Annotated in this window: 11 protein-coding genes; 2 read left to right on the plus strand and 9 right to left on the minus strand. The window is 44.2% G+C overall.

Translation table 11 applies throughout. The features are described from left to right. Positions 1-22 precede the first annotated feature (22 nt). A complete protein-coding gene (locus KSZ58_RS13515; RefSeq protein WP_009270877.1) occupies positions 23-1,390 on the plus strand; it encodes a polysaccharide deacetylase family protein in 1,368 nt (455 codons plus the stop codon). 74 nt (positions 1,391-1,464) lie between these two features. Next, positions 1,465-1,965, plus strand: coding sequence for a nitroreductase family protein (locus tag KSZ58_RS13520; RefSeq protein WP_002609547.1), 501 nt, complete (start codon positions 1,465-1,467; stop codon positions 1,963-1,965). A 141-nt stretch (positions 1,966-2,106) separates the two neighbouring features. On the opposite strand, the gene KSZ58_RS13525 is transcribed toward KSZ58_RS13520, so the two are convergent. The 9 genes from KSZ58_RS13525 to KSZ58_RS13565 all read right to left on the minus strand — a co-directional run bounded on the left by KSZ58_RS13525 (position 2,107) and on the right by KSZ58_RS13565 (position 13,058). After that, positions 2,107-2,586, minus strand: coding sequence for a VOC family protein (locus tag KSZ58_RS13525; RefSeq protein WP_008816838.1), 480 nt, complete (start codon positions 2,584-2,586; stop codon positions 2,107-2,109). A 1-nt stretch (position 2,587) separates the two neighbouring features. Continuing rightward, the gene (locus KSZ58_RS13530) at positions 2,588-3,505 is read right to left on the minus strand and encodes an isoaspartyl peptidase/L-asparaginase (RefSeq protein ID WP_008816839.1); all 918 of its coding nucleotides are present in this window, start codon (positions 3,503-3,505) and stop codon (positions 2,588-2,590) included. A 382-nt stretch (positions 3,506-3,887) separates the two neighbouring features. Then, entirely contained in the window at positions 3,888-4,838 is a 951-nt protein-coding gene (locus tag KSZ58_RS13535) for an L-lactate dehydrogenase (RefSeq protein ID WP_002609542.1), read from the minus strand. 104 nt (positions 4,839-4,942) lie between these two features. After that, on the minus strand, positions 4,943-5,893 hold the full coding sequence (locus tag KSZ58_RS13540; RefSeq protein ID WP_009270878.1) for an L-lactate dehydrogenase: 951 nt from the start codon (positions 5,891-5,893) through the stop codon (positions 4,943-4,945). Positions 5,894-6,311: 418 nt separating this feature from the next. Beyond that, positions 6,312-6,662 carry a class Ib ribonucleoside-diphosphate reductase assembly flavoprotein NrdI gene (locus tag KSZ58_RS13545; RefSeq protein WP_008816840.1) on the minus strand — a complete coding sequence of 117 codons (351 nt, stop codon included), beginning with the start codon at positions 6,660-6,662 and terminating at the stop codon, positions 6,312-6,314. Between the two features lie 397 nt (positions 6,663-7,059). Continuing rightward, complete coding sequence (locus KSZ58_RS13550; RefSeq protein ID WP_008816841.1) at positions 7,060-8,103, minus strand: ribonucleotide-diphosphate reductase subunit beta; 1,044 nt, start codon at positions 8,101-8,103, stop codon at positions 7,060-7,062. A gap of 12 nt (positions 8,104-8,115) precedes the next feature. Beyond that, complete coding sequence (locus KSZ58_RS13555; protein WP_009270879.1) at positions 8,116-10,632, minus strand: ribonucleoside-diphosphate reductase subunit alpha; 2,517 nt, start codon at positions 10,630-10,632, stop codon at positions 8,116-8,118. 135 nt (positions 10,633-10,767) lie between these two features. Then, positions 10,768-11,727: a RhuM family protein gene (gene rhuM, locus KSZ58_RS13560; protein WP_217752782.1), complete on the minus strand. Its 960-nt coding sequence runs from the start codon at positions 11,725-11,727 to the stop codon at positions 10,768-10,770. A 692-nt stretch (positions 11,728-12,419) separates the two neighbouring features. Then, entirely contained in the window at positions 12,420-13,058 is a 639-nt protein-coding gene (locus KSZ58_RS13565) for a hypothetical protein (protein WP_009270880.1), read from the minus strand. Between the last annotated feature and the right edge of the window lie 73 nt (positions 13,059-13,131).

Genomic DNA, 13,131 nt, shown 5'->3' on the forward strand with positions numbered 1-13,131 from the left:
GGATAGCTATTTTGGAGGGATTATGAATACGAGAAGAAAAAAAATAAGGAAGGATCGACTGGCAATTTTACTGGTACTCTGTGCCGTGGTGATAACCACAATCGGCTTCGGAATATGGAAAATCAGCGGCATGCTGTTTCATGATCCGTACGAAACATACAAAGCCTATGAAACAAAAGGAAAAGATTACGGAGATATACAGCAGGTCAGTAAGGAATATGAGAACGAGGCGTTTGTATCCTTTACCTATCCTGCATATGAAGAAAAGGAATTAAACAGCCTTGTCAAGGCATACGAGAAAAAGACTGTGCCAGCGGCCGGTAAGACAAAGAAGCAGATTACAAGCATTGATTATGACAGCTCACTGCTTTTTGACCGCTATGTGAATCTGGCATTCCACAGACACACATACAATGTTGATGGTGTGCAAACGCATACAGAGACCACATGGATGCTGTATGATAAAAAGCAGAAGAAGCAGCTGGTGCTGGAGGATGTATTGCGCCGTGAGTATCCTGCTTTGGTGAAAAGGCTGGCCGGGGAACAGGGCTGGAAAAAGGATATAAAGCGTGATACTAGTGCCCTTTCCATGACAAAGACAAGCCTGCGTATCCATCTGGATGAAAAGCATACCGTTTCCATTCCATATAAGGAATATAGGAAATACATAAGACTGAAGGATTCCCATATACCGTCATTGTACCAGAAGGATACAGCGGTTGCCAGGGCACAGCCAAAGGTTGACCCTAAAAAGAAGATGATCGCCTTTACCTTTGATGACGGGCCAAGTGCCTATACCTCGGAGGTCATGGATATATTTGAACAATACGACGGACGCGCCACCTTCTTCATGCTTGGACAAAACGTGGAGGCAAACCGTGATACAGTAAAGGAAATGTATAACCGCGGCTTTGAGCTGGGGAATCATTCCTGGGATCATTCCATGGATCTTGCGGCTTCCAAAAAAGGATACATGTCTGTTTCACAGGTCACGGAAAACATTTATAAGGTTCAGGATGCAATCTATGCCATCTGCGGTGCAGAGCCGCAATATTTCCGTCCGCCATATGGTGCGGTAAACAACAATATGCTGAAGGGCAATCATCTTGGCTATGCGTTCTGGGATATCGACACAAGAGACTGGTCCAGCAAGAATGCCGCCAGCATCACTGCTGCAGCATTGAACGGGGCAAAGAACGGCAATATCGTTATTTTGTTTCATGATATATATGAGCCAAGCGTGGAAAGTCTGAAATCCATCCTGCCGGAATTAAAGAAGCAAGGCTATCAGTTTGTCACCTATTCCACTTTAATGAAATATGAAAAGGACTACCTGTTGAAGCTGGATGCCGGCTACGGCGTATCGGAAGCATACGCAAACGGTCATTAGATCTGCGCATTATTCGCAGGTCTTTTTTCTTCATTTGTGCTATACTGAAGAAAAAGGAAAAGGAGGAAAAGCATATGCTTACTGAAATATGGACAAGGCAGAGTATACGCCGCTATGAAGATCGGACAGTAGAAAAGGAAAAGCTGGAGGAGCTACTTCGCGCCGCCATGCATGCGCCTACGGCAAGGAATACACAAAGCTGGCGATTTATGGTGATTCGCAATCGGAAAGCTCTGGATGAGATGACAACCCTGCAGCCTTATACAGGAATGATGAAAACAGCGCCCTGCGCCATTCTTGTGATGGGTGATCAAAAAGCTACCGATTTGGATGAATATCTGTACTGTGACTGCAGTGCCGCAATCCAAAACATCCTGATAGAAGCACGGCATCAGGGACTGTCAACCTGCTGGTGTGCCGTGGGACCGCGAAAGGAGCGCATAGATAACTTTCGCAATTATTATAAGTTGAAGGAGGATTTACTCCCGGTTGCGGTCATTGCTGTGGGCTACGGTTGTGAAGATAAAGAAATTGCGGATCGCTTTGACCCAGATAAGATTTCATACTTCGACTGATGGATGAAGGATACTTCGTTTCTCGTAAATGAAAATACGCAAAGGTATCGCTGTTATAGGAAACCTTTGCGTTTTCAATTTTAAAAATCACAATGCTGCAACAGGCCTGAAAATGTCTGTTCATTACCAGATCCATTTGCTTCAGCTACCATGCCTGCTGTTTTCAGTATCACCGCTGATGTAAGGGAAGTATTTCTGCCTGTCATAGCATGTAATCTCCAGTTCAATACCTTCACTGTCCTTCAGAAAAAATGCATAATAGTCCTCACAGTATTCCGGATAAAATCTTGGCGCATGAACAATCTGCATCTTCATCTGCAGGACCTGCTCGTATAAGCGATCCACTGTTTGCGTATCATCTACCATAAATGCCACATGATGCAAAGCTCCAGGCTTCCTGCGGCTGAGCTTTTCCTTTTCAAAACAGCTCCGCGGACTGACAATACCGATGGAGAACGCCGCATGATGGTATTCTATTATTTCATATGCATTTGCTTCCTTACGGTCATATTCCTTATAACGCAGATCAAAGCCAAGCAGTGGCAGAAATTGATCATAAAAGCGTTCTGCACGTTTTAAATCACGAACGGTGACATGCAGATGATCAAGTAAAGGAGTCATATCAATCACCGCTATATTGCTTCAACCATGCTTCATCGGCAGGAAAACAGCGATGAACTCCGTTTTCATATGCCGCGACCATGAGGGTTACCTCACCATCCTGTGCCACAACATAAGGAAATTCCTTTAAATTTGTCACAGCAGCACAGTTCCCCTTTGTATCCATGGCAATCATGGATATGGCATCACAGTCGTTTCCAGCCTGCTTCATACGTGCCATATGGGTATCCAGCACCTGAATCAAAGCATCCTGTACGGCTATCCCTGCACGCATCAGATCAACAACCCGAACAGACAGACAGCCACGCATAATATCTTCTCCTAGACCGGTTGCCGCTGCACTGCCGGCCATTGCGTCACTGTAAAAGCCGGAGCCGATGACCGGGCTGTCCCCCACTCTGCCGGCATGCTTTAAAAACAACCCGGAGGTAGACACACCCGCAGCCATTTCATTATCCTTTGCGGCCAGCACGCAAACCGTGTCATGACCGTCATATGCCTTTAAATCCGCATCCTTCTTAGCCTGTTTCCAACGCTGCTTCGAAGCCTCGGTAAGATTATTTGCAAAAGCGAAGCCTTCCTCCTGTGCATAGCCTTCCGCTCCCTTTCCGGCAAGCAGACAATTGCAATGCTTCCCGCACAGGGATGCTGCGACCTCGATTGCGGATGCCACATTCTCCATCTCAATCACACCGCCAAAATTTAATGTTTTCCCATCCATATAGGCTGCATCCAGCTGCACATGCCCGTCGATATTGGGAAGACCGCCCTTTCCGACCGACACAAATTCCTCGCGCTGTTCCACATCCTGTATCGCTGTGCGTATGGCTTCCTTTACACTCTGCTCCCGCAAAACCGCTGCTCCCCTGCGGATACCGTCAAATGCCATCTTCCAGGTTCCTATCATCGTCTGCTTCATTGTTCATTCCTCCGTTTTCATCTGATGTATGCTCACTCTGTTTTTCCATGTTTATTATACAGGAAAAACGCGCAGGGATGAAGCATAATTCACACGCTCGCATACCGTAAGCTCTTAGATCCTTCCATAAATTATTTTGAACCTCATACTGCTGTACCTCCAAATGACCGGTATAAAAAAAGAAAGCCGGCAAATTCCCGGGTTCTTTCTTACGTTAGGGTATTTGCAAAAGGGAGACTTCAGCTTCTATTGATAAAAACAATAATATGTAAGTCTCCCTATGTTAAGTTTACCCACAATCAAGAAAGAACCAATCCCTGTAAGCAGGGACGCCTGACTTTCCATTTTCTGCACACTGGACTGGCAATGCGCTGTTTGTTTTCTATAGCAGCGGATCAACTGCATCCGTGTTGATATCACGAATCGTTTCACAGCTCTGGTTAAACTTCGCCTGATCCACTTCATTCAGATCCAGCTTTACGATTTCACGGATCCCCTGACGGTTGACAACTGCCGGTACACCGATATACAGCCCCTCTTGACCATATTCGTTATTCTGATACGCAGACACTGTCAGAATAACATTCTCATCATCCAGAATGGCATGCACCAGCCGGTTCAGCGACAGTCCGATTCCATAATAGGTGGAACGCTTGCGCTTCACGATTTCATACCCTGCCTGCTGTACATTTGTGTAGATGTCATGCAGATCGGATAAATCTCTGCCCTTTTCATCCAGCAGGTCCAGCAGATTCTTGCAGCCGACATAGGCATTGGTCCATGGCACAAAGCTGGAATCGCCATGCTCGCCCATGATATACGCGTGAATATTGCTGGTGGAAACATCCAGATATTCGCTCATCATATAGCGTAGACGGGCTGTGTCCAGAATCGTTCCGGAGCCGATGACACGCTCCGTCGGCAGTCCGCTCACCTTTTGCGCAACATAGGTCATGGCATCCACCGGATTGCTGGCAATGACCAGGATACCGTCAAAGCCGCTTGCCATAATCTGCTCGGTTACGCTTTTCATAATCACCGTGTCTCTCGCTGTAAGATCCAGACGTGTTTCCGTCGGCTTCTGCGTAACACCGGCTGTTATCACAACGACTGCCGCATCCCGACATTCCTCATAGCCACCTGCCTTGATACTCATCTTACCTCTTGCGTAGGGCAACCCATGCTGCAAATCCATCGCCTCTCCGATCGCCTTTTCCTGATCCACATCGATCAGCACCAGCTCGTCGATCCCTCCGGTATTCAAAAAGCTGTACGCCATGCTCATACCGACAAAGCCACAGCCAACCAGTACGATTTTTCTTTTCTCATTCATAAAGAAACTACCTCCAGATATTCCAATCATTCTTTACTTTACCATAAAAAAGAAGATAAGAAAACAGCAATCATTTCCTTATCTCCTGTAGAAAACTGTCCGAATCAAAGCAGCGGATCAATGATATCCCGGTTGATTTCTTTCAAGGTCCTGCAGCTGCTGTCAAATTTAGCCTGGTCAACCTCATTCAGCTTCAGGCGGATCACCTCACGGATACCCTCTCTGTTCACAACTGCAGGTACGCCGATATACAGGCCCTTCTGTTGATATTCCCCTTCCTGATAAGCGGAAACGGTCAGAATGGCATTTTCATCGTCCAGAACAGCATGCACCAGACGGTTTAAGGAAAGCCCGATACCATAGAAAGTCGCCTTCTTGCGATTGATAATTTCATATGCCGCCTGCTGCACATTGGTATAGATGTCATGCAGGTCGGACAGCGGCTTTCCTTTTTCATCCAGCAGCTCCAGCAGTGATTTGCTTCCGACATAGGCATGTGTCCACGGAACAAAGCTGGAATCGCCATGCTCTCCCATGATATAGGCATGCATGTTGGAGCTGGATACATCCAGATACTCACTCATCATATAACGAAGGCGTGCCGTATCCAGAATCGTTCCGGAGCCGATGACACGCTCTTTTGGCAGACCGCTGACCTTCTGTGCGAGGTATGTCATGCCATCCACCGGATTGCTGGCAATGATCAGTATACCATCAAAGCCGCTTGCCATGATGCTTTCCACAACACTCTTCATAATTTTTGCGTTCTTCGCTGTCAGGTCCAGACGTGTTTCCTCCGGCTTCTGGGCAGCTCCTGCTGTAATCACCACAATACTCGCATCTCTGCAATCCGCATAATCTCCTGCATAGATTTCCATTTTACCTCTGGCATACGGCAAGCCGTGCTGCAGATCCATCGCCTCTCCGACTGCCTTTTCCTTTGCGACATCAAGCAGCACCAATTCGTCAATTCCTCCGGTGCTCAGAAAACTATATGCCATGCTCATACCGACAAAGCCGGTACCAACCAGTACGATTTTTCTTTTTTCACTCATTGTGAAGCCTCCTTTGCATGGGTTTTCACTATATGTTACCCATATCTAACCAAAATATACCACGCACTTGAAAAAAGTGAAAGAAAGATGACCGAAAAGCTGTACGACAGTAACCATGACGAACAAAAACCGGTATATGAAAAGACCGTATGGAATTTCCAATGGGTTTGCAGAGAATTTCAATTAAAGGAGAAATCCATACGATAGTAGCTTATCATCAGAATCTGAATCCTTCCTTTTGCATACACCCTAAGGTAAGAATAGAACCTTTCCTCAGGCATAATCAGTAGACAATTTATATTTGAACCATACATTTGTTCGTATCGCCTTCCTTTGATTACAAAAAAAAGATCAGAAGCTGCATACAGACTGCAGGCATCCAATCCTTCTTGTGACCGCATAGATTATGCGGTCATACTTAGCGAATCATCTGTTTTATTTTCTCAACATCCTCTTCACTGCCCTCACCATCGACCTTGTAAAGACAGGGAACATTGTATTTTTCTGAGATGATATCCCCCGCCCAGCCAAAGGTTGCGGCATGGCGCTCTCTGCTTCCTCCGGCTACAACCCCCTTTAAGCCGTCAGGGTTGTTTTCCAGGAAGCTCTCCACGATGTTTGGAACGACACCATTCCCATCCGTATAAGTAAATAGAATGTAATCACCCTTCACCGTTTCTGTACCGTTTTCTATTTTCATTGCGTCAATCGCAAGCTTTTCGATCAATTTCTCTGTTTTACCCATTCTGGATGCATATACATATGTCATACTGTGACCTCCTTGTTTATCTGCATAAATATTACCATAGGCTAACAATCAAAGCAACTCTCATGCCCCGCATTGTATATGCTTGAATATGAGAGCAGGTGTATGCATCGCTTTTCAGGATTACAGCTAGTTGCTTGTGCAGACCTTTTGCATATATCATGCCTGCAATTTCAAACCGCTTTATAGCTGCTTACTTTTCTTCTCTGTCTTCCTGCAATTCATACCTGTACTTTACATTGCCTGTACAATTACGGTATCCGTATGAAACCGCAGTACGATGAAGTATGCTTTTCCATTAGAAAAAAGGATTCCATACGATTACATCCGCATCCTATGAAATCCTTTGCATGATGTATTAAAAAACAAAGGATAGTAGAAACATGGTTTTTATAGCTGCCTACAGATCATCCACCAGCGCACTGCTCTTCGCATAAGCGGAGGAGCGTGCTTCAAAAAAATCGGTTTTGATCAGATTGGCATTCGCATACATGGATACCCATTCCATGGATTTCGGTTCATTTTCAAAGCCGTCGTACAAGGAACCGAAGCCAAGAGAATTGCTGCGAAGATTTCCCAAGTAATGAATGTAATCGGATACCATTTCCATTGTCAGTCCTTCGATATGATTTCCTATCACATACTCTCCCCAGCGAATCTCCTCCTCCACACCATGGCGAAGCATGTCCTTATATTCCTCAATCAGCTCTTCCGTAAACAGCTGCGGCTCCTCTTTTTGCAGCTCCAGAATCATAGAGCGAAACAACCATAGATGCGTATTTTCATCCCGGTTGATATAGCGGATTTCCTGTACGGAGCCCGGCATTTTTCCCATGCGTCCCAGATTATAGAAAAACATAAAGCCGGAATAAAAGTAAATACCCTCCAGTATATAATTCGCCATCATCGTTTTCATCAAATGTCTGCCGTCTCTATGTGTCTGGAAATCATTATACAGATCCCCGATGAATTTGTTTCGATTCAATAAACGCTCATCGTCCTTCCACTGGTACAGAATATCCGTGCGTTCCTGCGGTGAACAGATGGAATCCAGCATATAGCTGTAGCTCTGAGAGTGAACAGCCTCCTGAAAGGCCTGTATCGTCAGACACAGATTCACCTCATTGGCGGTTATATATTCCCCTACATTTGGCAGATTCGCTGTCTGAATGGAATCCAGAAAAATCAGAAAGGACAGGGTTTTGTCATATGCCGTTTTCTCTGCCTCACGCAGCCTGCGGTAGTCCTTTACATCCTGATTCAGGTTGATTTCCTCAGGAATCCAGAAATTGTTCATCGCCTGACGATACCAGTCGGATACCCAGGTATATTTCATGTTGTTAAAATCATTCAGATTGGTCGTATTGCCATTGATCATGCGGCGCTTTCCGACCTCGCAATCCCCGTGTTCATTAAACAGAGGCTTTCTTACTAAATCACTCATACATACTCCCTTCTAGGATGCGCAGGATTCGCATTCCTCTACTTCCAATGACTTGCTGCGAACATAATAAATCGTTTTTACACCATATTCCCATGCGTGAATATACAGCATCAGAACCTGGCGCAGGGTAAATTCATTGGTAATATACAGATTGACAGACTGTGCCTGGTCAATATGACGCTGCCGGATACCGGCCGAGCGCACCACCCATTCCTGATCGATCAGATGGGCATTCTTATACAGCCAGAAGGTTCTCGCATCCAAATCCGGTGCAACACGGGCAATCATACTGCCCTTTTTTTCTTCCAGAAAATATTTATTCATAATCGGATCCACACCGGCCGTTGTTCCTGCGATGATGGAGGTGGAGCTTGTCGGTGCGATTGCCATCAGCCATGCATTGCGCATTCCCTGCTCACGCACCTGCCGAAACAGCCGGCTCCATGCATCGGATGTATAGCCTCGCTTTGTGAAATAGGCACCGCTTTGCCAGTCACTTCCTGCAAACATGGAATAGCTGCCCTTTTCCCTAGCCAGTGCAGTGCTTGCCTGAATCGCATAGTAATTGATTTTTTCAAAAAGGGTATCCGCAAATTGCAGATGCTCCTCGGACTCAAACCGCAGATTCTGCTTAACCAGCATATGATGATAGCCGCTGACTCCCAAACCGATTGGGCGATATTTGCGGTTTGTGATTTTCGCATAGGGAATCGGATAATAATTCAGATCGATTACATTATCCAATGCGCGTACAATAACATGAATGATATGGGAAAGCTCTTCCTCGTTGTTTACATCAATATTCCCCAGCGACAGACTTGCCAGATTGCAGACGACAAAATCTCCCGGCTTACTTTCATTAACTACCACGCTCTCTCCGTCAATTTCCACAATGCGGCTTTCTTCCAGCTTTAGCGCCTTCATATTCTGTGCGATTTCTGTACAGAGATTGCTGCAGTAAATCATACCGGCATGTGCATTTGGATTCATACGGTTCACATGATCACGGTTAAAGGTAAACGGTGTACCGGTTTCCACTGCCGATTTCAGAATCAGACGTACCAGATCCTTCAGCACCATGGTGCGCTTGGGAACACGCGGGTCCTGCACACAGTCAAAGTAGCGCTCTTCCCATTCCTCACCATAGAAATCCTCCAGGTGATAGCCCTTGATTTTATGAATTTCATGCGGACACATCAGATACCAGGTCGCATTCAAATCCTCTTTTGCCATCTTCCAGAACAGGTCCGGATAACAGACAGCAGGAAACACATCATGTGCCTTCATGCGGTCATCCCCGTTATTGGTTCTCAGATTCAAAAACTCGGGAAGATCCTTGTGCCAGGCATCCAGATAGACAGCGACTGCCCCCTGACGAACCCCCAGCTGATCGACTGCGGTCGCCGTATCATTGACAAGCTTGATCCAGCGTATCACACCCCCGGCAGCTCCCTCAAAGCCGCGGATATCACTGCCGTTTGCACGAACCTTGCCAAAATACAGTCCCATTCCACCGCCGTATTTGGAAACCTGTGCGAAATTATCCACACTCTTATAAATATTGTTTAAGGTATCCTCTACCGTATCAATGAAGCAGCTGGAAAGCTGATGATACGGCTTGCGGGCATTGGACATGGTCGGTGTTGCCATCGTTACCTGCAATTGAGAGAGAATATCATAGATCTGCTTCGCCCAGTACATGCGATTCTGTTCCGGCAGTGCCAGATGCATAGCGATACCCATGAACATTTCCTGCGGTGTTTCCAAAACCTCATGAGCATGGGAACACATCAGATACCGTTTTTTCACGAGCTCCAGACCGCTGTAGGTAAACAGGTAATCGCGCTCATCCTTCAGATATGCGCCCAGCTCATCAATCTCCGCATCACTGTATGCCTTCCGTATATAATCACCGTAATATCCCTGTTCTTCCAGATATTTCAGTTTTTTACTGAATACGGGAAGCTCCAGCTTTTGCATGCGGGCACTGATTTCCTCATGCAGTGCATAGGAAAGAAAGCGGGAAGCGATATATTCCCATTTGGGTGCCTCTTTACTGATTAACTCAACACTTGCCTTCATCAGCATATGCAGCCGCTCATCACTTTCCATATCCTCTTTCAAAAAGGAATGAAATTTCATGAGCAGATGACGCAGATCATAGCCCTCATCCGGATAACGCTGCTGAATATCCGCCAGTATGCTGTAAAGGTCTTCCTTTTGCAGTGCATGGACAAGGTCCTGTACCACCTTCCTGGATTCCGTTCGCTTCTGACGATACAGAATATAGTTTTTTGCTTCTTTATAAAACTGATGCTGCATCAGTTCTTCTTCTACAAGATCCTGAACGACCTCTACACTCAGCATCGGCTTGTCTGCCGCTGCTGCTTTTGTTATGTCCTCAATAATTTCCTTAAGTACCGACTCTTCAATGAGCGTCCCGGTACTGCGGAATGCTTTTCTGATTGCCTGTGCAATCTTTTCTCCTTCAAATTCCTGAAGTTGTCCATCTCTTTTCTGTATCTTCATATACATACCACCTATCTTGTATTAGTATAGGTGGATTGTGACAGTTCACGCAACTTAAATGCCTAAGAAAAAACTGCCAGTTCCTGACAGTATTCCTGAACATAGCAGCTCATATTCCGTTTGCTTCATAAAACATCAATTCTTTATTAAAAAATTCATCACCAGTGCTATCATGATTTCCTTTTCTTCCGGCTTAGATTCAGCAACCATCAGTGTGATGGCAACCAGTGCACTATCACTGATAATTTTTTCACCATTATGAAGCAAGGCATTATTCTTATTTAAAAATTCCAGAAACAATGCTGCTGCTATTCGTTTGCATCCATCAGCGAACGGATGGTCCTTAATAAGAAAGTATAAAAGGTTTGCCGCCTTTTCTTCAAGTGTTGGATAAACCTCCTGGCTGAATACATCCTGATATACAGCCGCCAATATACCGGCAACTTTTCCAGGCTCTTTTTCCACTCCGAACACATCCGAATCAAAGCTCATTTTGTCAATGAATTCTCTGCTTTCTTCATAAGTCAACTGATAAACACATTTGGTTCCATCCGGTTTTTTCAAGCTCTGGTGATCATAACTGTCAAGCAATTCCAAGGCTGCAGTGTATTCTTCAACCACCTGAAGAACCGAGTCTGCATCAATACCGGCGATTCCGGCAATAATGCCGGATTGCAGTCGTATTGTTTTATTTAAATATTGCAGCCTTTTCTCATTAACTGCATAGCCTTGAACCATGTAATCTTTTAGGATTCCATTTGCCCATTTTCTAAATTCAATACCGCGTTGTGATTTGACTCTATATCCTACTGATATGATGACATCAAGATTATAGTTGTCCACTTGATACGTTTTTCCGTCAGCGGCAGTTGTCGCATATTTTGCGACAACTGCTTCTTTGTCCAACTCTTTCTCTTTAAATATGTTATTGATATGTCTACCAATCGTTTTGATATCCCTGTCAAACAACATGGAAATCTGCATTCTGTTTAGCCAAACCTTGTTTTCTTCGGGACATACTGATACATCCAACTGTAATTCTCCATCTTTGAATACCACTACATTTAAATCACGATTCTTAAAGTTCTCTACCATTTTTTCACCTGATGCTATCTTGTCAGCATCTACCTTTCTATAATATTCTTTTCATCTGGAACAGCGACAGCAGACAGCAATCTGATTTCGTGTACTGCCTTATAATTTTCTTGAAACAGCATGGCATTATTTTTCTTTTTATATTTTGGACACAAGGCAGTGGGTAGTCGCTTTCATATTCAGAAAGAACCTCCTTGATAAGCAGAGAACAAAATTTATCCCTTTCCTATCATGTATCAACTTGATTATTTTTACAGCGTGATATGAAGTGAAATGTACAAAACCTTAAACTATGAAGCTCACATATTTCCAATTATACTTATATTACAGATCAGCCTGCGAATAAACTCATGTCAAGGTTATAGTGTGTCAAGGCTCTTTGAATATTTCTTTATCCTACTTTACGAACTACCGGGTAATTCTCGGTAGTTTCTAATTTTATAAATTTTAACACGGTCCTCTTTTTTACTTTAAAATGAATCGTATAGCTTATATCCTCTCTTAAGATGTATTTTGTAATTGTAATTCATTCTACTCAACAAATAGCCCTCTGCATGTCCTTCAGCGGTGATATAACGTTCCATACGCAATATGAAAAAGAGATTTCAGAAATGACGGTATTCGGCATTCAAGAAATCTCTCTATCTATCACTTTTACATAAAATAAGAAGAGATACACAATTGCTGCTTTCCTATTTTTTCATCAACTGGTTGATTTTCATCTCATACGGAGTTCCCTTAAGATCCTTTGACGCCGCCTGCAGATGTTCCTTCTTTTTCTTTTCATCCTTCAAATAGCTGTACTGCAGCGCCAGCATATAGTGGAACATACCCTTCTGCGCTTCCTGCAGCTCTTCATTCTTCAGCTGTTCCTCCATATCATCGATATAGCTGGTCTTTTCTTCCAGCAGAATATCATAGATGACCTGACACTCCTGAGTAATGCTCTCATCCGCAATCTTTTTCATACGCTCCAGCAATGTTTTACATTTCTTTTTGCTATCCTCGTCCAGATAGTAATAAAATGCTTTTATGACAACATCCAGCTCCTGCTTTTTATTCATCCGCATGCTCAGAATCAATTCAAAGCACTCTTCGATTTTTTTCTTATCCGCTTTCATGATATAGCCGTTTAAACGCATATATTCACGGTTGAACGGAGGATAGAAATACTTGCAGGGAAGAGAATCCAGAAGCTTGAAATACGCATTGAAATCACCCTGCTGCATATGCTTTAACAGCTTCTTCAAAATACTCTGCTTCCATACCTGCGTGCCGACAATCAGTACGATTGTAATAACGACGGCCAATATAATAATTTTATAGTCCATAGTACACCTCAGTTTTCATTAAGATTATTGTACTATATCTTGTCGCCTTTTTCACTTAAAATTTTCATTTTCT

The sequence above is a fragment of the Erysipelatoclostridium sp. DFI.2.3 genome (assembly GCF_019132535.1).
Classification (GTDB): Bacteria; Bacillota_I; Bacilli_A; order Erysipelotrichales; family Erysipelotrichaceae; genus Clostridium_AQ; species Clostridium_AQ innocuum.